Consider the following 19,570-nt stretch of genomic DNA (forward strand, 5'->3'; position numbering starts at 1 on the left):
GTTGCACCATCCGCCAACAGCCCGCTGGGGACCCTCATGGACGCCTGCACCCTCGGTGACCTCCTGGACGTCGTCGGCGGCCCCGCCCTGCGCCTGCACACGGCCCCCGCCGGGCAGGCCGTCCCGGTGACCGAGGCGGTGCTCCACGACGGCCGCACCCCGCCGCCCCGGCAGCCCGGCGCGCTGCTGCTCGCGGTCGGTGTCCCGGCGGCGGAGTCCGGCCCGCTGCTGCGGGCGGCGGCCGAGGCCGGACTGACCGGGGTGGTGGTGCGCGGCGCGGACGGCCCGGTCGCGGCGGCGGAGGAGTACGGCGTGGCCCTGTTGTCGGTCGCCGAGGACGCCGCCTGGCACCACGTGCATCTGCTGCTGGCCTCGGCCATCGCCGCCCGGCCCACCGCCGCCGCCCCCGACAGCGGGCTCGGCGACCTGTTCGCGCTGGCCGACGCGATCGCGACGGCGACCGGCGGGGCCACGGCCGTCGAGGACCCGCGGCAGCGGATCCTCGCCTACTCCACCGTCCCCGGGCAGCCGGTGGACGAGGACCGCCGGCAGGGCATCCTCGGCCGGCAGGTTCCGGCCAGCGCGGAGAACACCGAGCAGTACCGGCGGCTGTTCGCCGCCGACCGCCCGCTGAGGCTGCCCGCGCTGTCCGCCGGCGGCCTGCCCCGCCTGGCGATGCCGGTACGGGCCGGCGGGGAGACGCTCGGCTCGGTGTGGGTGGTCGACGGCGGCTCGCTCGCCCCGGACGCCGACGACACCCTCGCCCAGGGCGCGTCCACGGCCGCCCTGCTCCTGCTGCGGGCGCGCGCGGCCCGGGAACTGGCCCGGCACCGGGGCAGCGAACTGCTGCGCCGCCTGCTGGACGGCACGGCGGCGGATGCGGCGACGGCCGCCGAGCGCCTGGGCCTGGCCGGTCCCGCCCGGGTGGCGGCCTTCGTGCTGGACTCGACGGCCGGCGTCCCGGACACCGAGCGCACCACGCTGCGCCTGCTGGACGTCGTACGGCTGCAGTGCGAGGCGCGTTACGGGCGGCACGCGGGCGTGCTGGTGGACGGGGTGGTGTACGCGGTGCTGCCCGGCTCCGGCGAGCGGCACAAGAAGCTGGCCGAGGACATCGTGGCGCGGGCGGGGCAGGCGCTGAGGGTGCCGGTGCGGGCGGCGCTCGGCGAGGTGGTGCCGGACGCGGCGGGGCTGGCGGGCTCCCGGGCGGACGCCGACCTGGTGCTGCGGGTGCTGGACGCGGAGCTGCCGGTGGCCTGCGTGGACGAGGTGCGGGCCCGCGTCACCCTGCTGCGGCTGACCGAAGTGATGGGCGAGCACCGGGAGCTGAGCGCGGGTGCCTGGCGGCGGGTGCTGGCGTACGACGCCGCGCACGGCACGGAGTACGCCCGCACGCTCGTCTGCTGGTTCGACGCGGGCTGCGACATGGCGGGCGCGGCGAAGCTCCTCGCCGTGCACCCCAACACCTGCCGCTATCGCCTGAGGCAGCTCCAGCAGCACGCCGGGGTCGACCTGGACGACCCCGACGAACGGCTGGTGCTCTGGCTCCAGTTGCGGGCGCTGGCGGGCCTCAGCTCAGCCACGCCCTGAGCCGCTCCTCGCATGCGCGCAGGTGCGCCACGGGCACGTACTCCCCCGCCGTGTGGGCGAGGGAGGGGTCCCCGGGGCCGTAGTTGAGCGCGGGCACGCCCAGCGCGGCGAACCGGGCCACGTCCGTCCAGCCGAGCTTGGGCCGCGGCTCGGCACCGAGCGCGGCGACGAGGTCGCCGACCCGGTCCAGATGCGGCAGGGCACCGCCGACGACCTCGCTGACGCGCACCTCGTACTCCGGGAAGAGCGCGCGCACGTACGCCTCGGCCTCCTGCGGTGAACGGCTGGGCGCAAACCGGCAGTTGACGGTGACGACGCACTCGTCGGGTACGACGTTCCCGGCGACCCCGGCCCGTACGGCGACGGCGCTGAGCCCTTCCCGGTACTCCAGCCCGTCGACGAGGACCCGCTCGGGCCGGTGCGCGTCGAGCCGTTGCAGGACCTGGCCGGCCTTGTGGGCGGCGTTGACCCCCTGCCAGGCGCGGGCGGTGTGGGCGCGGGCGCCCCTGACCACAATGTCGGCGGTGAGGATGCCCTGGCAGCCGGCCTCCACGCCCGCGTCGGAGGGTTCCATGAGGACGGCGAGTTCGGCGTCGGCCAGGAGGTCCGGCCGCTCGGCCCCGATCCGGGCGAGTCCATTGCGGTCCCCTTCCACCTCCTCGCACTCGTAGAAGACGTACGTGAGGTCGCGGACGGGCTCCGCAACGGTGGCGGCCAGCCGGAGGGCCACGGCCACGCCGCCCTTCATGTCGCAGGCGCCGAGCCCGTGCACACGGTCGTCGGCGAGCCGGGAGGGCAGGTTCCCGGCGGCCGGGACGGTGTCCAGGTGCCCGGCGATCAGGGCGCGTCCGTCGCGTCGGAGGCGGGTGCGGGCGACGAGGGAGTTGCCGACCCGGTCGACGGTGAGATGGGGCAGGGCGCGCAGGGCGGTGTGCACGGCGTCGGCGATCCGTGCCTCCTGCCCGCTCTCGGAGGGCAGGTCGACGAGGGCACGGGTGAGGGTGACGACGTCGGCGGTGAGGTCGAGGCGGGTCATGCGGAGTCTTCCCGGAGGGCCTGGTCGAGGTTGAGCCTGGAGTGCCGGACGCCGTAGAGGCCGTAGACGACGAGCCCGGCCGCCATCCAGGCGCCGAAGGCGATCCAGGTGTCGGTGCCCAGGCTGCCCAGCATGTAGACGCAGAAGCCGACGCCGAGCAGGGGGGTGACGGGCGAGAACGGCACCCGGAAGGAGCGCGGGGTGTCGGGGCTGCGCCGGCGCAGCAGCACCACCGCCACGTTGACCAGCATGAACGCGAAGAGCGTGCCGATGCTGGTGGCGTCGGCGAGGCTGCCGAGCGGGACGAGTGCGGCGAGGACGGCGATGAACGCCGACACGATCACGGTGTTGGCGCGGGGCACACCGGTGCGCGGGTGCACCTTGGCGAACAGGGGCGGCACGAGCCCGTCCCGGGCCATCGCGAAGAGGATGCGGATCTGCCCGTACTGCACGGTGAGCACCACGCTGGTGGTGGCGACGACCGCGCCGACGGACAGCAGGATCGGCCACAGGTTCCCGCCGCCGACGGACCGTACGAGCACCTCGCTGAGCGTGGCCTCGGTCCCCGCGAACTGCTTCCACGGCATGGCACCGAGCGCGGCGACGGCGACGAGCACGTACAGGGCGGTGACGAGGACGAGCGACAGGATGATGGCGCGCGGCAGGTCCTTCTGCGGGTTGCGTGCCTCCTCGCCCGCGGTGGAGGCGGCGTCGAACCCGATGTAGGAGAAGAAGAGGGAGGCGGCTCCGGCGCTCATGCCGGCGGCGCCGAGCGGGAAGAGGGGGTGGAAGTTCCCGGCGCGGAAGGCGGTGAAGGCGACGGCGCAGAACAGCACGAGGGCGGCGATCTTGACGCCGACCATGATGGTGTTGGCGACGGCGCTCTCCTTGGCCCCGCGCAGCAGGACGACCATGGCGAGTACGACGATGAGGGCGGCGGGGATGTTGAGGGTCCCGCCGGCCCCCGGCGGCGCGCTGAGCGAGTCGGGCAGGGTGACGCCGAAGGTGAGCTGGAGCAACTCGTTGACGTACTGCCCCCAGCCCACGGCGACGGCGGCGACCGACACCCCGTACTCCAGGATCAGACACCAGCCGCACACCCAGGCGACCAGCTCGCCGAGGGTGGCGTAGGCGTAGCTGTACGAGGATCCCGAGCCGGGGATCATGCCGGCCAGCTCGGCGTACGACAGCGCCGAGAACAGGGCAGTGACGCCGGCGACGACGAAGGAGACGACGATGGCGGGCCCCGCCTCCGGCACGGCCTGCCCCAGCACCACGAAGATCCCGGTACCGAGGGTGGCACCCACGCTGAGCAGCGTCAGCTGGGCCACGCCCATGCTCCGCCTGAGCGGGCTGCCGGCGGCCTCCCCGACGAGCCGTTGCACCGGCTGGCGCCGGGTGAGCCGACGTGCGCCGCCCGCTTCTCGTACCGTGGCCTCCGGCCGTGTACCCACTGTGTCCACCGCTGTTCCCTCCGCCTCGGGGTGTATGGCCCTTGATGATGCGGAGGGGGTGGGGCGGCGGGGTGTACGGATCGGCCAAAGGTGCGGGTGGGTGCTTGGCCGGATGAGCAAAGGGGCGGGGTGGGTTGTGTGCCGGGTGCGGGTGCGGGGGGGCTGATCGCGCAGTTCCCCGCGCCCCTGCGGAGCGCTGCTCGGCTGCGGGCAGACGTGCCGCTGGGGCGGCACGGGTGGGCGCAGCGGTACCCCACGAGCGCGGGCGAGCGGAATCCACCCCGACCGGCATCAGCGCAGGTCAGCCCATCGACGCAGGGGAATCGGGCACGGTCGGCGTCAGCGCAGCGCCTCGGCGACCTCCTTCGCCGCCTCCACCACCCTCGGTCCCACCCGTTCCGGTACGGAGTCCGACAGCATGACGACGCCCACGCTGCCCTCGACGCCCGTGACGCCCACCAATGGCGCCGCCGCCCCGCTCGCGCCGGCCTCCAGTTCGCCGTGGGTGAGGGTGTACCCGGGATCCGTGGACGGCGACTGCCGTGCGGCCAGGATCGCCTTGCCGGCCGCGCCCCGGTCCAGCGGATGCCGGAACCCGGCGCGATACGCCACGTGATAGTCGGTCCAGGTGGGTTCGACCACGGCGACGGCCAGCGCCTCCGTCCCGTCCACCAGCGTCAGATGCGCCGTGGCCCCGATGTCCTCGGCGAGCGACCGCAGCGCGGGCAGCGCGGCCTCCCGCACCAGCGGGTGCACCTGCCGGCCGAGCCGCAGCACCCCGAGCCCGACCCGGGCCCGTCCGCCCAAGTCCCTCCGTACCAGGGCGTGTTGTTCGAGCGTGGCGAGCAACCGGTACACGACGGTACGGTTCACGCCCAGCTTCGTGGACAACTCCGTGACGGTCAGCCCGTGGTCGGTGTCGGCCAGCAGCTTGAGGACACGCAGTCCCCGGTCGAGCGTCTGAGAGGTCTCCGCGGTCACGACGCCCACTCCTTCGGCGGTGAGGTCGGCGGACCCCCTGAGCGGCGAATGCGTCGCCGAGTCCCGTCGGCGACGCGTTTCAGAGGCCGCCGATCGGCAGGATGGCCCGGCGGCTCCGGGCATGTCGCTTCACGGCTGCGCTCCGCGGCGGCGCTGCCACGGGGCGTATGCGTAGCGGGACAGTAGCGAAGCAGGTTCGCTGAGCGGAAGTCTCCGTCCAGAATCCGGGCAAGACCAGATCCGGCCTGCCTGAATTCGTCCGGATACGCACACGCCCCAGGAACTGACACGCGCCAGTCCCTGGGGGTCCGGGGGGTCCGGGGCGGAGCCCCGACCACCGGACCCGGCGGAGAGTCACCTCATCCGCGTGGCCCACTCCTGCACCTTGGCGATCCGCTGCCGCAGCTGACCCGCCGTGGCCTCCGCGCTGGGCGGCCCGCCGCAGACCCGGCGCAGCTCGGTGTGGATCACCCCGTGCGGCTTGCCGCTCTGGTGGACGTACGCGCTGACCATCGTGTTGAGCTGCTTGCGCAGCTCCATCATCTCCTTGTGCGTGACCACCGGCCGCCGCTCGGCCGGCAGCTCCAGCAGGTCGGCCTCGCTGTCCGGCTTCTTGCGGCTGTGCGCGATCTGCCGGGCCTGCCGCTTCTGCAGCAGCAGTTGCACCTGCTCGGGCTCCAACAGGCCCGGAATGCCGAGGTAGTCCTGCTCCTCCTCGCTCCCCGGGTGCGCCTGCATGCCGAACTCGGCGCCGTCGTACAGCACCCGGTCGAAGACGGCGTCGGACTCCAGCGCCTCGAAGGGCAGCATGTCCTGCTCACCGGTGTCCTCGTCCTGCTGCTTGTTCGCCTCCTCCATCTCCTTCTCGGATTCGGCGTACGGGTCCTCCTCGCCCTCCTTCTTGGGCTTGTCGAGGGCGTGGTCCCGTTCCTTCTCCATCTCGTTGGCGAAGGTCAGCAGGTCGGGCACCGTCGGCAGGAACACGGACGCGGTCTCGCCGCGCCGCCGGGACCGTACGAAACGCCCGACGGCCTGCGCGAAGAACAGCGGGGTCGAGATCGTCGTCGCGTACACGCCGACCGCGAGCCGGGGCACGTCGACGCCCTCGGACACCATGCGCACCGCGACCATCCACCGGTCGTTGCTCTCGCTGAACTCGTCGATCCGCTTCGAGGCGCCGGCGTCGTCGGACAGGACGAGCGTCGCCTTGGTACCGGTGATCTCCCGGATCAGCTTGGCGTAGGCGCGCGCGGAGTCCTGGTCGGAGGCGATGACGAGGGCACCGGCGTCCGGGATGGCCTTGCGCACCTCGGTCAGCCGCTGGTCGGCGGCGCGCAGCACGCTGGGCATCCAGTCACCGCGCGGGTCGAGCGCCGTACGCCAGGCCTGGCTGATCGCGTCCTTGGTCATCGGCTCGCCGAGCCGGGCGGCGACCTCGTCGCCGGCCTTGGTGCGCCAGCGCATGTTGCCGCTGTAGGAGAGGAAGATGACCGGCCGGACGACGCCGTCCGACAGGGCGGACCCGTACCCGTAGGTGTAGTCGGCGGCGGACCTCCGGATGCCGGCGTTGTCCTCCTCGTACGTCACGAAGGGGATGGGGTTGGTGTCGGACCGGAAGGGCGTACCGGTCAGGGCGAGCCGGCGCGTGGCCGGCTCGAACGCCTCCAGACAGGCCTCGCCCCAGGACTTGGAGTCACCGGCATGGTGGATCTCGTCGAGGATGACGAGCGTCTTGCGCTGCTCGACGCGGTTGCGGTGCAGCATGGGCCGCACGCCGACACCGGCGTAGGTGACCGCGACGCCGTCGTACTCCCGGCCGAGCGGCCCCGCGCTGTACTCGGGGTCGAGCTTGATCCCTATCCGTCCGGCCGCCTCGGCCCACTGCTTCTTCAGGTGCTCGGTCGGCGCGACCACGGTCACCTGCTGCACGACGTGGTGGTGCAGCAGCCAGGAGGCCAGCGTCAGCGCGAAGGTGGTCTTGCCGGCGCCGGGCGTGGCGACGGCGAGGAAGTCACGCGGCTGCTCCTGGATGTACTTCTCCATCGCCCCCTGCTGCCAGGCACGCAGCTTGCTGGCGGTACCCCAGGGCGCGCGGCCCGGGAAGGCGGGCGAGAGGTGGTGGGAGTGAGCGGAGGAAGCGGCGGTGGTAGTCACGGTCTCCGTATGTCTTGCGGGTCGGGCGGCTCGGCTACGTATGACAACCGGGCCACCCTACCGGCGCCCCGCCGGTGTCAACGCGCGAACGAGGCCGGGTCGCCCGTGGGTGGGAGCCACGTCACAACTGCCGCAGCCACCCCGCGATCACCCCGACATCACCGAGGTCACCGGAGGCCACCTCGATGACCAGGTCGTACGCGGTGTCCTGGTCGGCGTCAGCGAGATCCACCCCGTTGACGGCGAGGAAGGCGGCGGTGGCGAGCCACGCGGTGCGCTTGTTGCCGTCGACCAGGGGGTGGTTGGCGGCCAGGGCGTGCAGCAGGGCGGCGGCCTGCTCGTACAGGTCCTCGTAGGCGGCCGTACCGAACATCCGGGCCCGCGGCCGGTGCACGGCCGATGCCAGCAGCCCGGGTTCACGCGCCTCGGGCGACCGGCCGCCGAAGGCGATCTCGGCGACGGCGGTGACCTCGGCGACGGTGAGGTGGCGGCTCATTCGCCCAGCCTCCGCAGCAGCTCGGCGTGGCCGCGCGCGAGGCGCTCGGCATGGGCGCGGACGACCCCCTGCTCCTCGCGCAGATACCGGTGTACGGCCGCCAGGACGACCTCGTCGGTCCGGCGGCCGGAGGCGTCGGCGAGGTCGTCCAGGGCCTGCTGGGTGGCGGCGTCGAGCGAGAGGGTCAGCTCGGGCATGGGGGAAGGCTAGGGTGCGGCAGGCCTCCCGGCGACCGGATTTCCCAGGTCACCGCGCTCTGAGCCGCGTCGTCACCCAGGCCCCCGCCAGCGCCACCCCCGCCATCGGCAGGAAGACGGCGGCGAAGGCGGCGGGGTGGGTGCCGTCGGTGGCCGCGGCCGTGGTGTCCGCCGTGCTGCCGCCGCCGAGGGCCGCGAAGGCGGCGCCGGCCGCGGCGAGGAGGACGACGTTGGAGAGGGCGTCGGAGATCTGCAGTGCGGCGGAGTTGGCGCCGGCCTCCCCCGGGGCGGACAGCTTCAGCAGGAGCACGCTGGTGGAGGAGATCACCAGGCCCATGCCGAAGCAGCCGAAGCCCCAGGCGACGGCGAGGGTCCAGACGGGCACGGAGTGCACGAGCACGCTGGGCGCGGCCGTGATCGCGGCGGCGACCAGCACCATGCCGCCCGTCATCAGCCGCTCCCGGTACGGCTGCACGCGCGGCCGGGACTGCACCCAGGAGCCCAGCGCCCAGGTGCCGCCGCCCGCCGCCAGCGAGAGCCCGGCGAGCATCGGCGACAGGCCGCGCTGGGTGACCAGCATCAGCGGCACGAAGGACTCGGCGGAGATGAAGGAACCGGCGGACAGACCGCGCAGGAGCACGACGGAGGGCAGGCCGCGGGCCGCCCGGTAGGTGCCGCGCGGAAGGAGGCCGAGGACGGCGGGCACGAGCAGGGCGACGCCGGCGAGCCCCGGGAGCAGGGACAGGGGGCGCAGGTCCTGCGCGGCGTACTGCAGCAGGCCGGCGCCGAGGGAGATGCCGAGCGCGAGCCGGATCCGGCGACGGTCGAAGGCGAGGGCGCCGGCCTCCTCGTCCACCGGGCCGGCCGCCCTCCGCCGTATCTGCGGCAGGGCGAGGGCGAGCGGGAAGACGACGAGGGCCGGGATGCCGAGGAAGACCCAGCGCCAGCCGAGGTGCTCGGTGACGGCGCCGGAGGCGAGCGGGCCGACGATGGACGGTACGACCCAGCCGGCCGCGAACGCCGCCATGATCGCGGGACGCAGCCGCTCGGGGTAGGCACGGCCGACGACGACGTACAACGCGACGATGACCAGTCCGCCGCCGAGCCCCTGCACCGCCCGCCCGAGGATGAACACCCACATGACCTGCGCGGTCCCGGCGACGACGAGTCCCGCGGCGAAGGCCCCGATCCCCGTGGTCAGCGCCCCGAGCGGGCCCCGCCGGTCGGACCACTGCCCGGCCAGCACCATGCCGAACAGGCTGGTCGTGAAGTACCCGGAGAAGGCGAACGCGTACAGGGCCACGCCGTCCAGCTCCCGCGCCGCGACCGGCATCGCGGTGCCGACGGCGGTCGCCTCGAAGGCGATCAGCAGCACGACGGACACGATCCCGACACTGAGCGCCCGGTAGGCCCGGCCCAGCACACCGTCGCCCTGGTCGACGGGCTCCACGACATCGGCGTCACGCGACTCAAGGGCACTCATGGCCGACAGAGTAAGGCCCACAGCACGGTTTGACCCCTGTCGGTGGTCCCGCCCGCCCTGCGACCTTGGTCGTACGCCTCGGGGCCGTTCATGAACGCCGTGTGGCAGTCGCATTGCAGCCCGGACATTCGCCTTGAGCCCGCGGAACACCTCGCCATAACGTCATTCCCACGAACACGGCCGTGTGCCCGAGTGGTTCAGGGGCTCGCCTGCGCTGCATCCATCAGCGAGCTCCGCTCGCGGGGAGTTACGCGGGTTCGAATCCCACCACGGCCGAGACGACAACCGAACACGGCCGTGTGCCCGAGTGGTTCAGGGGCTCGCCTGCAAAGCGAGTTACGTGGGTTCGAATCCCGCCACGGCCTCCATAAGCAGCTCCAAGCTTTACAGGCCCGGTTCGGCGGCCGGGAGCAGGGGCTGCGATTTGCCTTCGGTGAAACTCCGTGACCCTTGTTCCGACCTGGAAGGTCGCAGTGCAGGTGCAGGTGCATGTGCCGGTCGGGTTCGGCTGCGGCTGAGCGTGGTGCGCACGGGCGGGCCGGGTCACAGGACCCCGCCCGCCTCGTCCTGGAACAGCTCGGTCCAGTAGTGCCACTGGGTGCCGGGTGCGGTGCCCGTGGGGTCGACGGCCGACAGGGTGTGGATCATCGCCGCGGCCAGCTGGTCGTACGCCTCCGTCGTCAGTTCGCCCGCGAGGTGTTCGTCGATGGTGCGCTCGTGGTGCAGGAGCCAGAGCGTGAAGGCGAGGGTGGAGACGTCGGTGTTCAGGGGGTAGAGCGTGGCCTCCGGCTCGCTGAAGGTCAGCACCGCGCCCGTTCTGCCGTCGACCACCAGACTGTTGTCCTCGACGAGATAGCCGAGGCGGATCAAGTGGTCGGCGTGGGCCGGGAGTTCGTCTAGGGGGTAGTCGCCCGCGTACTCGTCGGTGAAGTACTCCCGGAGTGTCGGCAGCGGGACGTCCGTGTCGGCGTGGAAGAGGACCGTCTCCTCCGGCAGCCCGGTCTCGCGGAGGAAGCGCCGGGTCGGCTCGTGCGTGAGGGTCGTGGGGAAGTCGACTTCTTCGAAGCGGGTCACCCTGCCGTGCCCGAACTCCTGGTCCAGGAGGCGCGCGGGGACGTCCAGGGCGAGACCGGAGGCGGTGCCGGGGCCGGCGACGAGGGCGAGCGGGCGGATCAGGGCCGCCGCCTTCCAGTACGGCGGGACCTCGCCGGCCGCGCCCTCCTCGAAGAGGGAGAGCAGGCGGCGGGTCGCCTCGGCGACCGTCCTGGGGCCGTACTGACCCGCGAGGGACGCGAAACGGCCGCGCAGACCCGCGAGTTCCTCGGTGACCGCGGCGAAGCGCAGCAGCGTGGCCAGGGAGGGCGCGAAGGGGCGGGGCTCGGACGGGGCGAACAGGTACGCCGTCGTCAGTTCGCCGGTGCCGCCGTCGAGCAGGATCGACTCGCGCTCCATGCCCGCCGGGTTGAGCAGTTCGCCTATCACCAGCCGGTCCCGCAGCTCGTCCGCCACCCGGAACGGGCCGTCCGCGGCGTCGGCGAGCGTGCGCAGGCCGTGCCTGCGCAGCGGCGAGAAGGTCAACAGGCCGGTGTCCGCGGGCAGTCCGCCGCCGCCGAGCAGGCCGCGCGTCGGCCCGTGCGTGACATAGCGGTCCAGCTCCGCCTCGGTCAGCGTGATCGCCGGAACCCCGGCATCGGTCGTGCTCATCGCTCCCCCGCGATCTTCCCCGTGCCCCACCTGCGTCCGTGAGCGCGACTGCCCCCACTGCTTGCGCAGCCTACGCCGCCCCACTGACAACGGCCCGCACCAGGAAGGACGTCGGCCGAGCCGGGTGCGTTGCGCGCCGGCGCGGATCGTCACCGCCGCCGGGCGAGGCCGCGGGTGCTCACTGGCCCGTCACCACCGCCGCCTGCGGCCGGATCGGAAGCCGGTTGACCGGGCGGCCGGTGGCCGCGCGGACCGCGGAGGCGATCGCGGCCGGTGCCGTCACGACCGGGACCGCGCTGACGGACTTGGCGCCGAAGGGGGCGACCACGTCCCGTTCCTCGACCAGTTTGACGATCCGGATGTCCGGGGCGTCCAGCGCGGTCGGCAGCGCGTATCCGGTCAGGTCGGGGTGGCGGATCAGGCCTCGCGGGGTGCGCAGGTTCTCGGTGAGCGCGATGCCGACGCCCTGGGTCACGCCCGCCTCGATACGGGCGGCCAGCTGGGTGGGGTTGAGGACCCGGCCCACGTCCTGGGCGACCGCCAGCTCCACCACCCGTACCGAGCCCAGCTCGATGTCGACGTCCACCACCGCGCGGATCGCGCAGAAGGCCAGGCCCACGAAGGCGTCGCCCTGGCCGGAGGCGTTCAGCGGCTCGGTCGGGTGCGGTCGGCACTGGGCCGTGGCCCACAGCTCCTTGCCGTCCATGGCCTCGGTGACGGTGGTCGACAGCACACCGTCGTACGACGTGATCTTGCCGTCGGTGATCTGGAGGAGCTCCGTGGACATGCCGAACTTGTGGGCGAGGGGCTGCAGGAGCTGGGTGCGGACCATCTTCGCCGCGCGCTCCACCGCGCCGCCGGACACCCACGTGTGCCGGCCGCGGCAGCCCGCGCCGGCCGGGGGCTGGTCGGTGTCGACCGGTGCCACGTGGACTTCCTCGATGCCGAGGGTCTCCTGGACGATCTGCCGGGCGAGGGTGGTGAAGCCCTGGCCGGTCTCCACGGCCGCGCACAGGACGGTCGCGACTCCGTCGTGGACCTTGACCGTCGCCGTGGACACCTCGTCGGCACCCTCCGCGCCGAGCATGTGCACCATGCCCACGCCGTAGCCGACGCCCCGGCGCACCGCGCCCGGCTCGCCGGCGCCCTCGGGGCCGCCGGGCAGCAGCCACTCCTCCTCGGGCGTGTCCTTGGGCAGGGCGGGCAGCGGGAAGTCCTGGACGGCCTGCAGGAGTTCGGCGACCGGCGCCGGGCAGGTCACCGTCTGGCCGATCGGGAGGACGTCACCGGTCGCGAGGGCGTTGCGCAGCCGCAGCTCGGCCGGGTCCAGGCCCAGTTTCTTCGCCAGCTTGTCCATCTGCGCCTCGTAGGCGGCGCACACCTGCATCGCGCCCTCGCCGCGCACATGGCCGGAGGGCGGGTTGTTGGTGCGCACGGCCCAGCCCTCGATGAAGGCGTTCGGGACGACGTACGGGCCGCACGCGAAGGAGACGGCGGCGGCCAGGGCGTCGGAGGAGGTGTCGGCGTACGCGCCCGCGTCCAGCAGGATCTGCGCCTCCACCTTCACCAGCTTGCCCTCGGCGTCGGCGTGGTGGCGGTAGCGGAGCAGCGTCGGATGACGGTGGGCGTGGCCGAGGAAGGACTCCTCGCGGGTCGCCGTGAGCTTCACCGGGCAGCCGGTCTTCAGGGCGAGCAGGCCGAGCGGGAGCTGGAAGCCCGGGTCCTCGCGGTCGGCGGTGGCGCCCGGCACCCCGGTGACGACGATCTTCACCCGATCCGGGGACAGGCCGTAGCAGGCCGCGGCGGTGTTGCGGTCGGTGTGCGGGTCGGTGGAGGCCAGGTACAGCTCCACGCCGCCGTCGGGGCGCGGCACGGCGAGGCCGGCCTCGGCGCCGATCGGCGCCGGGTCCTGGCGCCCTATGCGGTACTGGCCCTCCACGACGACCTCGCCGACCGCCGAGGGGTCGCCGTGGTGCAGCGGGATGTGCCGGATCAGGTTGCCGTCGGGGTGCAGCGGCTCGGCCTCGAAGGCCTGCTCGGGGTCGGTGACCGGGTCGAGTACTTCGTACTCGACGATGACGGCCGCCGCGGCCATCCGCGCGGTGTCCGGGTGGTCGGCGGCGACGGCGGCGATGGGCTCGCCGTGGTGCCGTACGACCTCGGAGGCGAACACCGGACGGTCGGGGGTGCCCCGGCCGTGGCGCGGGGTGCCGGGCACGTCCTCGTGCGTGACGACGGCCCGTACGCCGGGCATCTCGCGCGCGTGGCTGGTGTCGATGGACACGATGCGCGCGTGCGCGTGCGGGGAGCGCAGCACGGCCGCCCACAGCAGGCCCTCGGCCCACAGGTCGGCCGCGTACGGGAAGGTGCCCTCGGTCTTGGCGCGGGCGTCGGCGTGCGGCAGGGAGGCGCCGAGGCCGTGCGGCAGCGGCTCGGCCTCGGGGGCGGGTTCCGCGGCGGTGGTCGCCGTAGCGGCTTCGTTGCTCACGCCTGGCCTCCGTCCTGGCCGTAGTGCGGGTCGTGCGGGTCGTGCGGTCCCGGGGTGCCGTGCGGCGGTGTGCCGTACGGGTCGGGCGTGCCGTACGGCGGCGTGTCGCCGTAACCGCCGGGAGCGGCCCGCGGGGTGTCGAACGCGCCCGGCGCCTCGAACGCCGACGGGTTGACGCCGCCGGAGCCGGGGCCCGCCTGGTGCGGGATACGGGCCTCGTCCGCGTCCGACTCGGCGTCGGCGGCGTGCGACGCCTCGCGCTCGGCGACGACCTCCTTGACGGCCTCCACGACGCCCCGGTAGCCGGAGCAGCGGCACAGGTTGCCGCACAGCGCCTGCCGGGTCTCCAGCTCGGTCGGCGCGGGGTTGCCCTCCAGCAGGTCGTGCACGGTCATCGCCATGCCGGGCACGCAGAAACCGCACTGCACGGCACCGCACCGGGCGAGCGCGCGCTGCACGTCGGAGGGCTGTCCGTCGACGGCCAGGCCCTCGACCGTGCGCACCTCGCTGCCGGCCGCGGTGACCGCGGGGACCAGGCAGGAGGCGACCAGCCGGCCGTCGACTTGGACGTTGCAGGCCCCGCACTCGCCCTGCGAGCAGCCGTCCTTGGCCCCCGCGAGCCCGAGCCGCTCGCGCAGGACGTACAGCAGCGACTCGCCGATCCAGGCGTCGGTGACGGGCCGCTCGACGCCGTTGACGCGCAGGACGTAGGAGGCGAGCGGGTGGTCGTCGTGCGGCGGGAGGGGCGCGGTGTGCTCCGCGTGTTCCCCGGGGCCGGCTTCCTGGGGCCTGGGCGTGCCGTCCTCGGTGGGGGCCTCGTCGTCCGCACCGGGTGCGGCGGACTCGGGCGCGTCGGCGGCGTGCTCCGGTACGGCCGCGGAGGCCGGGGTCCGCGGTTCCGCATGGTCGGCCGCCGCCGCGTCGGGGCTGGTGGGCGTGGCGGGGTCTGTGGCCGCCTGAGCGGCTCCGGTGGGTGCTGCGGGGCCCTCGTGGTCCGCAGGGCCGTCGGCGGGGCGCTCAGGGGCCGCCGCGGGGCCGTGGCCGTCCGCGTCCGGTCGCCGTCCCGCCGCCGACTCGGCCCGCTGCTCCGGGAATCCGGTCGGCACGCCCGGCTCCGCGGACTCGGCGAACTCCTCGAACTCGCCGTACTCGGCAGGCTCGGCGGACTCGCCGAACCGGCCGGGGTGGTCCGCCTCGAAGCGGCCGGCCTCGACGTGCGCCTCGGCGGGCTCGGACTGCCGGCCGTCCCCGTGACCGGCTTCGCCGGCCCCCGACTCCTCCTGGGCGGCCGTGGCATGGCCGGCCGGGCCCTGCCCGTACCGCTCGTCCGGTGCGGGGGCGTACCCCGGCGCGGCCGGACCGCCCGCCGGGTGGGCGTCGGTGTGGTCGGGCAGGCCGGTGTGGCCGGTGTCGGCGGGCCGGTCCCAGGTGCGGGCCGCCTCCTCCGTCGCCCAGGGCGCGGGCGCGCCGCCGGGCAGGGTGGCCGGCGGGGTGCCGCCGCCCCACTGCTCGACCAGGGAGGACGTGGTGAACTCGCCCGATTCGTCCGGAAGCTCGCCGCCGGCGACCGGGATCGACCACTGCCCGGTGACGTCGTGCCCGGGCGCGGCCGGCGCCGCGGGCTCCTCGAAGGTCCAGTGCTGGGTCGCGCCGGGGCTGTAGGTGAACCGGTCGTCGGCGGCCTGCGCCTGGGGCGCGGCGTTCGGGTCGGGCCACTCGGTGCCGCCCGCGGGCGCGGTCCAGGTGCCGGTCGCGGCGGGGTCGCCGGTGCCGGGGGCGACCGCTATCCGCGGCGGCACATAGCCGTGACCCGGCGCGGCCAGCGGGCTGTCGCCGGACAGCAGGGCGTCGATGCCGCCCTCGGGGAGCTTCACGAACGCGGTGGCGCCGTCGTCGTAGTCGCCCTGGGGCAGCGGGTCCCAGCGTCCGCCGCCCTGGGGCGTGCCCTGTCCGTGCTGGTCGTCGGTCACGACAGCGCCCTCCCCAGTGCTCGTCGGGCCAGTGCGGCGACGGTGCGCCGCAGGTGCAGTACGGCGGGCGGAAGCGCGGGCACCGAGCCGTCGGCCTCCGGCGCCGGGTCCGGGATGCAGGCCGCGGAGACGTACTCGCCGAAGGCGTTGAGTGCCTCCGGGACGAGCGCGCGGTCGTTGTCCCAGTCGATCAGCTGGGCGACCCACTGCTCGGCCTCCAGGGGCCTGAGCGGCATCGGCGCTATGGCACCGACGGCGCACCGCACTCCGCGCCGGGCGGGGTCGAGGACCAGGGCCACGGAGGCCAGCGCGCGGCCCGGTCCGGTGCGTCCGGTCGCCTTGAGGAAGACCTGCGGGGCGTGCAGCAGCGGCACGCGCACGTAGCCGATGAGTTCGCCGCCGCGCAGCATCTCCACGCCGGCCAGCAGATGCGACACCGGGATCTCCCGGCGGGCCCCGCCCGGGCCCGCGATGATCAGCGTCGCCTCCAGGGCGGCCAGCACCGGCAGCGCGTCCCCGGTGGGTGCGGCCGAGGCGATGTTGCCGCCCAGGGTGCCCGCGTTGCGGATGTGCGGCGGGCCCGCGGCGCGCGCGGCGGCGGCGAGCGCCGGGATCAGGGCCGCGAAGTCGGGGCGGCCCATGCGCGCGTGCGTGAGACCCGCGCCGAGCAGCGCGTGGCCGTCCTGGTACTGCCAGCCGCGGATCTCGCTGATCCGCCCGAGGCCCACCAGGGCGGCGGGCCTGAGCTGGCCCGAGTTGACGGCGGCCATCAGGTCGGTGCCGCCCGCGACGGGCACGGCGGCGGGCATGGCCCCGAGGGCCGCCACGGCCTCGTCCAGCGTCGTGGGCAGCGTGACGGCCTCCTCCGCCTGCGGTGCGTGCGTGGTCAAACCGGCTGCCCCTTCCCGCTGCCCCACCTGGTCCCACCTGTGTGGCCGTACGGTACGTGCTCACAGGGCGGACGTGGCAACTCTGGCACATCTTCGCAAGGGGCGAGGACGGGGGTCCCTTAGGAGGCATTCGCCCACCTCATCGCGGAGATGGTCCGGTTTTGTACGGCATCGCCGGTGCGCGCCGATTGACACTCTTCGGTGACGCCTGGCGCGGTTTTCCAGCACTTGTTCGGGACGGCCGCCCGAGCGGGGCGGTCACTTGTTCGGCGGCGGTCCCTCGATCGGGCGACCGGGCACTCCGGGGCGCTTCTGCCACGGCCGGGGCCCGGTGGGCGGCCGGTAGGCCACGCCGAGGGCGTCAAGTCGCGCGTAATGGGCGGTCATACGGCGTTCGAAGCCGACGAAGTCCCGCTCCGCGGGGGCGGGCAGCCGGCTCCAGGCCACCTCGGCGAAGGCCGCGAGCCGGGGGAAGGCCTGGTAGTCCACGCGCGCGGCGTCCTCCAGCACCTCGGTCCAGACGTTGGCCTGAGTGCCCAGCACATGCCGGGCCTCCGCCTCGGTGAGCCCGTCCGGGACGGGTTCGAACCGGTAGACGTCCTCCAGGGTCCGCACGAAGCCGATCGGCACCGGTTCGTCCTCGCCCGGGGCCTGACGGTGGTCCAGATACACGTACTGCTCCGGGCACATGACGACGTCATGGCCGGCCCGCGCGGCCGCGATCCCGCCGCCGTAACCGCGCCAGGAGGACACCGCCGCGCCCTTGGCGAGTCCGCCCTCCAGGATTTCGTCCCAGCCGATGAGCCGGCGTCCGCGCGCGGCGAGCCAGGCGTCGAAATGGCCGATGAACCACGACTGCAGTTCGTCCTCGTCGGCGAGGGAGAGGTCCGCGATCCGGTTCTTGGCGGTCACCGACTCGGTCCACTGCTCCTTGCGGCATTCGTCGCCGCCGACATGGATGAACTGCCCGGGGAACAGTTCCAGGACCTCCTCGAACACCCCCTCGTAGAAGCGCAGGGTGGTGTCGGTGGGGGCGAGTACGTTGGCGGAGATCCCCCAGTTGTCCCAGACGGTGAGGGCGGTGGTGTCGACGACGTCGGTGTTGCCGAGTTCCGGGTACGCGGCGATCGCGGCCTGCGAATGGCCCGGTACGTCGATTTCCGGGACGACGGTGATATGCCGCTCGGCGGCATAGGCGACGATCTCGCGGATGTCGTCCTGGGTGTAGTAACCCCCGTGCGGTTTCTCCTCCCACAGCGGGGAGGCCCGGTGACCGAATTTCGACCGTGCCCGCCAGGAGGCGGTCTCGGTCAGTTTCGGATACCGCTTGATCTCGATCCGCCAGCCCTGGTCGTCGGTCAGATGGAAATGGAAGACGTTGAGTTTGTGCGCCGCCATCAGGTCGAGATAGCGCAGCACGCCTTCCTTGGGCATGAAGTGCCGTGCCACGTCCAGGAGAAGGCCGCGCCAGCGGAAACGGGGGCTGTCTTCGACGGTGATCTCCGGAAGGTCCCAGTCCTGGTCCGGCCGCAGCGGCGCTCGGCGGAACGCGTCGGGGCCGAGCAGTTGCCGGAAGGTCTGGGCGCCCCAGAAGACACCGGCGGCACTGCCGCCCTCGATGCGGAACGGATAGCCGTCGATGACGACGCGGTAGCCCTCCGGCGGCAGGCCGGGATCGATGCTCAGCGCGATGCGGTTGGCGCGCCCGGACACCTCGGGAAAGGGCAGGCCGGTCGCCGCTCCGACAGTGGCCCGCAGCCAGCGCGCCACGCCCTCCGTGCCGGCCCCCGCCTCCAGCGCCGTCTCCGCGTCCAGGCTCGTGCAACCGGCTGCGTTCCAGACCACACGGCTCGGCGCCGGAATCAGCGCCTCGCCGGGTTCCAGGAGGAAGGGTGTGCCGCTCATCTCGTCGGGTTGGTCACTCATGCCGCCCGTCGCACCTCCGCCACCTGCGTCGCACTGAGTGCAACGACGGTTCCACTGCGTACAACTCCAACGGAGGCTACAGGTCTGGACCACTCCCTGGCCAGAGAACGCGAAAACCCCGGCATGCGCGCACTGCACGCACACCGGGGGTCCCACGTACGCGGACGGACCTTACTTGTCGCCGCCCTTGTCGTCGCCGCCGCTGCCCATGGATTCGTAGATCTCCTTGCACATGGGGCACACGGGGTACTTCTTCGGGTCGCGGCCCGGCACCCAGACCTTGCCGCACAGCGCCACGACGGGGGTGCCGTCGAGGGCGCTCGCCATGATCTTGTCCTTCTGGACGTAGTGGGCGAAGCGCTCGTGGTCACCGTCGCCGTGGGACACCTGTGGCGTCGGCTCTACGAGGGTCCCCGTACCAGTCCCGCGCTCGGGCTCAAGAGTGCTCATACCGCCCAGAGTACTGAAGTGCACGGGTATCAGTTGAGCGAAGGGTCGTCCGGATAGGTGGCCACCATCGCCAGCTCGTTGCGCTGGCGGCGCAGTACCTCGCGCCACAGTCGCTCCGGGGCCGGTGAGGAGACGTCCCCGGGCTCCGACTCGACCACGTACCAGGCGCCCTCGACCAGCTCGTCCTCCAGCTGGCCGGGGCCCCAGCCGGCGTATCCGGCGAAGATCCGCAAGGAGCCGAGGGCCGAGGCGAGCAGCTCCGGCGGGGCCTCCAGGTCGACCAGGCCGATCGCCCCGTGCACCCGGCGCCAGCCCAGCGGGGCGAGGTCGCCGTTCGCGCCGCCCGGGATGACCGCGACGCCGAGCGCCGAGTCCAGCGAGACGGGTCCGCCCTGGAAGACCACCCCGGGCTCGCCGGTGAGATCGGCCCAGCCTTCCAGGATGTCGCTCACGTCCACAGGGGTGGGGCGGTTGAGGACGACACCGAGGGAGCCCTCCTCGTCGTGGTCGAGAAGGAGCACCACAGCGCGGTCGAAGTTCGGGTCCGCCAGGGCGGGAGTGGCCACGAGCAGCCGCCCTGTGAGCGAGGACACCTCGGTCATGCCAGACATGATCCCGCATCTTCCCCTTCGGTGGGGAGCCAATCGGGGTGCGGGAGTGAACGCAGCTCAGCGTGTACGCAAGCGCCCCGGGCGCACGCCCGGAGCCGGTGACCCCATGTGCCCGATAGCGCACGGTTCGTGTTGTGACA

General features: G+C 73.5%; 15 protein-coding genes and 2 tRNA genes. 3 read left to right on the forward strand and 14 right to left on the reverse strand.

The window, feature by feature from the left end; translation table 11 throughout:
- Positions 1-36 precede the first annotated feature (36 nt).
- Positions 37-1,590 carry a PucR family transcriptional regulator gene (locus tag ACQPXS_RS19835; protein ID WP_433450717.1) on the forward strand — a complete coding sequence of 518 codons (1,554 nt, stop codon included), beginning with the start codon at positions 37-39 and terminating at the stop codon, positions 1,588-1,590.
- Here the strand turns inward: ACQPXS_RS19835 and dapE are convergent.
- The 7 genes from dapE to ACQPXS_RS19870 all read right to left on the reverse strand — a co-directional run bounded on the left by dapE (position 1,571) and on the right by ACQPXS_RS19870 (position 9,391).
- Complete coding sequence (dapE, locus tag ACQPXS_RS19840; RefSeq protein WP_433450718.1) at positions 1,571-2,626, reverse strand: succinyl-diaminopimelate desuccinylase; 1,056 nt, start codon at positions 2,624-2,626, stop codon at positions 1,571-1,573. The genes ACQPXS_RS19835 and dapE overlap by 20 nt on opposite strands.
- Positions 2,623-4,089: an amino acid permease gene (locus ACQPXS_RS19845; protein ID WP_433450719.1), complete on the reverse strand. Its 1,467-nt coding sequence runs from the start codon at positions 4,087-4,089 to the stop codon at positions 2,623-2,625. Before ACQPXS_RS19845 ends, dapE begins: the two co-directional genes overlap by 4 nt.
- A 330-nt stretch (positions 4,090-4,419) precedes the next feature.
- Positions 4,420-5,061 carry an IclR family transcriptional regulator gene (locus ACQPXS_RS19850; RefSeq protein WP_356309366.1) on the reverse strand — a complete coding sequence of 214 codons (642 nt, stop codon included), beginning with the start codon at positions 5,059-5,061 and terminating at the stop codon, positions 4,420-4,422.
- 354 nt (positions 5,062-5,415) lie between these two features.
- Positions 5,416-7,215 carry a DEAD/DEAH box helicase gene (locus ACQPXS_RS19855; RefSeq protein ID WP_351809193.1) on the reverse strand — a complete coding sequence of 600 codons (1,800 nt, stop codon included), beginning with the start codon at positions 7,213-7,215 and terminating at the stop codon, positions 5,416-5,418.
- Positions 7,216-7,336: 121 nt separating this feature from the next.
- Positions 7,337-7,711: a type II toxin-antitoxin system death-on-curing family toxin gene (locus ACQPXS_RS19860; RefSeq protein WP_433450720.1), complete on the reverse strand. Its 375-nt coding sequence runs from the start codon at positions 7,709-7,711 to the stop codon at positions 7,337-7,339.
- Positions 7,708-7,908 (reverse strand): hypothetical protein, encoded by a 201-nt coding sequence (locus ACQPXS_RS19865; protein WP_433450721.1) that lies wholly within the window; start codon positions 7,906-7,908, stop codon positions 7,708-7,710. Before ACQPXS_RS19865 ends, ACQPXS_RS19860 begins: the two co-directional genes overlap by 4 nt.
- Before the next feature lie 49 nt (positions 7,909-7,957).
- Positions 7,958-9,391, reverse strand: a complete 1,434-nt coding sequence (locus ACQPXS_RS19870) for an MFS transporter (protein WP_433450722.1) — start codon at positions 9,389-9,391, stop codon at positions 7,958-7,960.
- Between the two features lie 178 nt (positions 9,392-9,569).
- Between ACQPXS_RS19870 and ACQPXS_RS19875 the strand changes: the two genes are divergently transcribed.
- Both ACQPXS_RS19875 and ACQPXS_RS19880 read left to right on the forward strand, forming a co-directional pair.
- Positions 9,570-9,667, forward strand: a tRNA-OTHER gene (locus ACQPXS_RS19875).
- Between the two features lie 17 nt (positions 9,668-9,684).
- Positions 9,685-9,759 (forward strand) — tRNA-Cys (locus ACQPXS_RS19880).
- Between the two features lie 175 nt (positions 9,760-9,934).
- Here ACQPXS_RS19880 and ACQPXS_RS19885 read toward each other — a convergent pair.
- The 7 genes from ACQPXS_RS19885 to ACQPXS_RS19915 all read right to left on the reverse strand — a co-directional run bounded on the left by ACQPXS_RS19885 (position 9,935) and on the right by ACQPXS_RS19915 (position 19,421).
- Entirely contained in the window at positions 9,935-11,095 is a 1,161-nt protein-coding gene (locus ACQPXS_RS19885; protein ID WP_433450723.1) for an SUKH-4 family immunity protein, read from the reverse strand.
- Between the two features lie 178 nt (positions 11,096-11,273).
- Positions 11,274-13,583 carry a xanthine dehydrogenase family protein molybdopterin-binding subunit gene (locus ACQPXS_RS19890; protein ID WP_365333394.1) on the reverse strand — a complete coding sequence of 770 codons (2,310 nt, stop codon included), beginning with the start codon at positions 13,581-13,583 and terminating at the stop codon, positions 11,274-11,276.
- A complete protein-coding gene (locus tag ACQPXS_RS19895) occupies positions 13,580-15,553 on the reverse strand; it encodes a 2Fe-2S iron-sulfur cluster-binding protein (protein ID WP_433450724.1) in 1,974 nt (657 codons plus the stop codon). Before ACQPXS_RS19895 ends, ACQPXS_RS19890 begins: the two co-directional genes overlap by 4 nt.
- The gene (locus ACQPXS_RS19900) at positions 15,550-16,443 is read right to left on the reverse strand and encodes an FAD binding domain-containing protein (RefSeq protein ID WP_433450725.1); all 894 of its coding nucleotides are present in this window, start codon (positions 16,441-16,443) and stop codon (positions 15,550-15,552) included. Before ACQPXS_RS19900 ends, ACQPXS_RS19895 begins: the two co-directional genes overlap by 4 nt.
- Positions 16,444-16,701: 258 nt before the next feature.
- Complete coding sequence (locus ACQPXS_RS19905; protein WP_433450726.1) at positions 16,702-18,369, reverse strand: beta-N-acetylhexosaminidase; 1,668 nt, start codon at positions 18,367-18,369, stop codon at positions 16,702-16,704.
- A gap of 171 nt (positions 18,370-18,540) precedes the next feature.
- Positions 18,541-18,819, reverse strand: coding sequence for a DUF3039 domain-containing protein (locus tag ACQPXS_RS19910; RefSeq protein WP_143638399.1), 279 nt, complete (start codon positions 18,817-18,819; stop codon positions 18,541-18,543).
- 29 nt (positions 18,820-18,848) lie between these two features.
- On the reverse strand, positions 18,849-19,421 hold the full coding sequence (locus tag ACQPXS_RS19915) for a YqgE/AlgH family protein (protein WP_351809234.1): 573 nt from the start codon (positions 19,419-19,421) through the stop codon (positions 18,849-18,851).
- Positions 19,422-19,570: the final 149 nt, after the last annotated feature.

The sequence above is a fragment of the Streptomyces sp. CA-142005 genome, assembly GCF_050942335.1.
Classification (GTDB): domain Bacteria; phylum Actinomycetota; class Actinomycetes; order Streptomycetales; family Streptomycetaceae; genus Streptomyces.

Bases quoted from the DNA above. Each gene is read 5' to 3' on its own strand.
- ACQPXS_RS19835 (WP_433450717.1), top strand. From the start codon at position 37: ATGGACGCCTGCACCCTCGGTGACCTCCTGGACGTCGTCGGCGGCCCC.
- dapE (WP_433450718.1), bottom strand. From the start codon at position 2,626: ATGACCCGCCTCGACCTCACCGCCGACGTCGTCACCCTCACCCGTGCC.
- ACQPXS_RS19860 (WP_433450720.1), bottom strand. From the start codon at position 7,711: ATGAGCCGCCACCTCACCGTCGCCGAGGTCACCGCCGTCGCCGAGATC.
- ACQPXS_RS19865 (WP_433450721.1), bottom strand. From the start codon at position 7,908: ATGCCCGAGCTGACCCTCTCGCTCGACGCCGCCACCCAGCAGGCCCTG.
- ACQPXS_RS19870 (WP_433450722.1), bottom strand. From the start codon at position 9,391: ATGAGTGCCCTTGAGTCGCGTGACGCCGATGTCGTGGAGCCCGTCGAC.
- ACQPXS_RS19885 (WP_433450723.1), bottom strand. From the start codon at position 11,095: ATGAGCACGACCGATGCCGGGGTTCCGGCGATCACGCTGACCGAGGCG.
- ACQPXS_RS19905 (WP_433450726.1), bottom strand. From the start codon at position 18,369: ATGAGTGACCAACCCGACGAGATGAGCGGCACACCCTTCCTCCTGGAA.
- ACQPXS_RS19910 (WP_143638399.1), bottom strand. From the start codon at position 18,819: ATGAGCACTCTTGAGCCCGAGCGCGGGACTGGTACGGGGACCCTCGTA.
- ACQPXS_RS19915 (WP_351809234.1), bottom strand. From the start codon at position 19,421: ATGACCGAGGTGTCCTCGCTCACAGGGCGGCTGCTCGTGGCCACTCCC.